Raw genomic sequence first — 2,500 nt, forward strand, 5'->3', positions numbered from 1 at the left:
TGAGCTAAGGCCCCTAAATTTATAATGGTCGGGAAGACAGGATTCGAACCTGCGACCCCTTGGTCCCAAACCAAGTGCTCTACCAAGCTGAGCTACTTCCCGAATTTCTTTGGCGCGCCCGACAGGAGTCGAACCCATAACCTTCTGATCCGTAGTCAGACGCTCTATCCAATTGAGCTACGGGCGCTTTTTAAAATGGTGCCGAGGGCCGGAATCGAACCGGCACGGTAGTCACCTACCGCAGGATTTTAAGTCCTGTGCGTCTGCCAGTTCCGCCACCCCGGCACATATTGGAGCGGAAGACGAGGTTCGAACTCGCGACCCCCACCTTGGCAAGGTGGTGTTCTACCACTGAACTACTTCCGCATGTGCTAAAGAATTTTTATTCTGACAGTATATTAAATTAAATGGTGCGGGTGAAGGGAGTCGAACCCCCACGCCTTGCGGCGCTAGATCCTAAGTCTAGTGCGTCTGCCAATTCCGCCACACCCGCAGCAGACTATTTTTCCTTATAAATGGTGAGCCATGAAGGACTCGAACCTTCGACCCTCTGATTAAAAGTCAGATGCTCTACCGACTGAGCTAATGGCTCAAAATGGTGCCGGCGATAGGAGTCGAACCCACGACCTACTGATTACAAGTCAGTTGCTCTACCAACTGAGCTACACCGGCATTTTGAATGGTGGAGGATGACGGGTTCGAACCGCCGACCCCCTGCTTGTAAGGCAGGTGCTCTCCCAGCTGAGCTAATCCTCCATATATACGCCTAGCAATGTCCTACTCTCACAGGGGGAAGCCCCCAACTACCATCGGCGCTAAAGAGCTTAACTTCCGTGTTCGGTATGGGAACGGGTGTGACCTCTTTGCCATCATTACTAGACTATTTTTAAAGACAAGATTTATTATAACACTTTTGATGTTACAGTCAAGTGTATTTTTTACACTTCTTCTTGTTCTTTCAAAACTGGATAAATGAACATTGAAACAAGTTTTAATTGTGGTTAAGTCCTCGATCGATTAGTATTCGTCAGCTCCATGTGTCGCCACACTTCCACCTCGAACCTATCTACCTCATCGTCTTTGAGGGATCTTACTTACTTGCGTAATGGGAAATCTCATCTTGAGGGGGGCTTCATGCTTAGATGCTTTCAGCACTTATCCCGTCCATACATAGCTACCCAGCGATGCCGTTGGCACGACAACTGGTACACCAGCGGTATGTCCATCCCGGTCCTCTCGTACTAAGGACAGCTCCTCTCAAATTTCCTACGCCCACGACGGATAGGGACCGAACTGTCTCACGACGTTCTGAACCCAGCTCGCGTACCGCTTTAATGGGCGAACAGCCCAACCCTTGGGACCGACTACAGCCCCAGGATGCGATGAGCCGACATCGAGGTGCCAAACCTCCCCGTCGATGTGGACTCTTGGGGGAGATAAGCCTGTTATCCCCGGGGTAGCTTTTATCCGTTGAGCGATGGCCCTTCCATGCGGAACCACCGGATCACTAAGCCCGTCTTTCGACCCTGCTCGACTTGTAGGTCTCGCAGTCAAGCTCCCTTGTGCCTTTACACTCTACGAATGATTTCCAACCATTCTGAGGGAACCTTTGGGCGCCTCCGTTACCTTTTAGGAGGCGACCGCCCCAGTCAAACTGTCCGCCTGACACTGTCTCCTACCCCGCTAAGGGGCACGGGTTAGAATTTCAATACAACCAGGGTAGTATCCCACCGACGCCTCCTTCGAAGCTGGCGCTCCGAGATCTCTGGCTCCTACCTATCCTGTACAAGTTGTACCAAAATTCAATATCAAGCTACAGTAAAGCTCCACGGGGTCTTTCCGTCCTGTCGCGGGTAACCTGCATCTTCACAGGTACTATAATTTCACCGAGTCTCTCGTTGAGACAGTGCCCAGATCGTTACGCCTTTCGTGCGGGTCGGAACTTACCCGACAAGGAATTTCGCTACCTTAGGACCGTTATAGTTACGGCCGCCGTTTACTGGGGCTTCAATTCATAGCTTCGCTTGCGCTAACCACTCCTCTTAACCTTCCAGCACCGGGCAGGCGTCAGCCCCTATACGTCACCTTACGGTTTTGCAGAGACCTGTGTTTTTGCTAAACAGTCGCCTGGGCCTATTCACTGCGGCTCTCATGCGCTTGCACGCTCAAGAGCACCCCTTCTCCCGAAGTTACGGGGTCATTTTGCCGAGTTCCTTAACGAGAGTTCTCTCGCACACCTTAGGATTCTCTCCTCGACTACCTGTGTCGGTTTGCGGTACGGGTACCTCCCACCTCGCTAGAGGCTTTTCTTGGCAGTGTGAGATCAGGAACTTCGTCCATACGGACTCGTCATCACAGCTTGGCGTTAGAGTGTGCGGATTTGCCTACACACACGCCTTACTGCTTGAACAGAGACAACCAACGCTCTGCTTACCCTACCCTCCTGCGTCCCCCCATTGCTCAAACGGTGGGGAGGTAGTACAGGAATATCAACCTGTTA

At 51.7% G+C, this 2,500-nt stretch carries 9 tRNA genes and 2 rRNA genes (2 of these 11 only partly in view); all 11 read right to left on the bottom strand.

The window, feature by feature from the left end:
- A tRNA-Ala gene (locus MHH70_RS10520) sits at window positions 1-14 on the bottom strand (it extends 62 nt beyond the left edge of the window).
- Window positions 15-25: 11 nt separating this feature from the next.
- Window positions 26-102 (bottom strand) — tRNA-Pro (locus MHH70_RS10525).
- Window positions 103-110: 8 nt separating this feature from the next.
- Window positions 111-187 (bottom strand) — tRNA-Arg (locus MHH70_RS10530).
- Window positions 188-196: 9 nt separating this feature from the next.
- Window positions 197-285, bottom strand: a tRNA-Leu gene (locus MHH70_RS10535).
- A gap of 6 nt (window positions 286-291) precedes the next feature.
- Window positions 292-366 (bottom strand) — tRNA-Gly (locus tag MHH70_RS10540).
- Window positions 367-408: 42 nt separating this feature from the next.
- A tRNA-Leu gene (locus tag MHH70_RS10545) sits at window positions 409-493 on the bottom strand.
- A gap of 23 nt (window positions 494-516) precedes the next feature.
- Window positions 517-592: transfer RNA gene (locus tag MHH70_RS10550), tRNA-Lys, on the bottom strand.
- Between the two features lie 4 nt (window positions 593-596).
- Window positions 597-672 (bottom strand) — tRNA-Thr (locus MHH70_RS10555).
- A gap of 8 nt (window positions 673-680) precedes the next feature.
- Window positions 681-756, bottom strand: a tRNA-Val gene (locus MHH70_RS10560).
- 8 nt (window positions 757-764) lie between these two features.
- Window positions 765-880: ribosomal RNA gene (rrf, locus tag MHH70_RS10565) — 5S ribosomal RNA — on the bottom strand.
- A gap of 117 nt (window positions 881-997) precedes the next feature.
- Window positions 998-2,500 (bottom strand): 23S ribosomal RNA (locus tag MHH70_RS10570) (it continues 1,425 nt past the right edge of the window).

The sequence above is a fragment of the Metasolibacillus sp. FSL H7-0170 genome (assembly GCF_038593115.1).
Classification (GTDB): Bacteria; Bacillota; Bacilli; order Bacillales_A; family Planococcaceae; genus Metasolibacillus; species Metasolibacillus fluoroglycofenilyticus.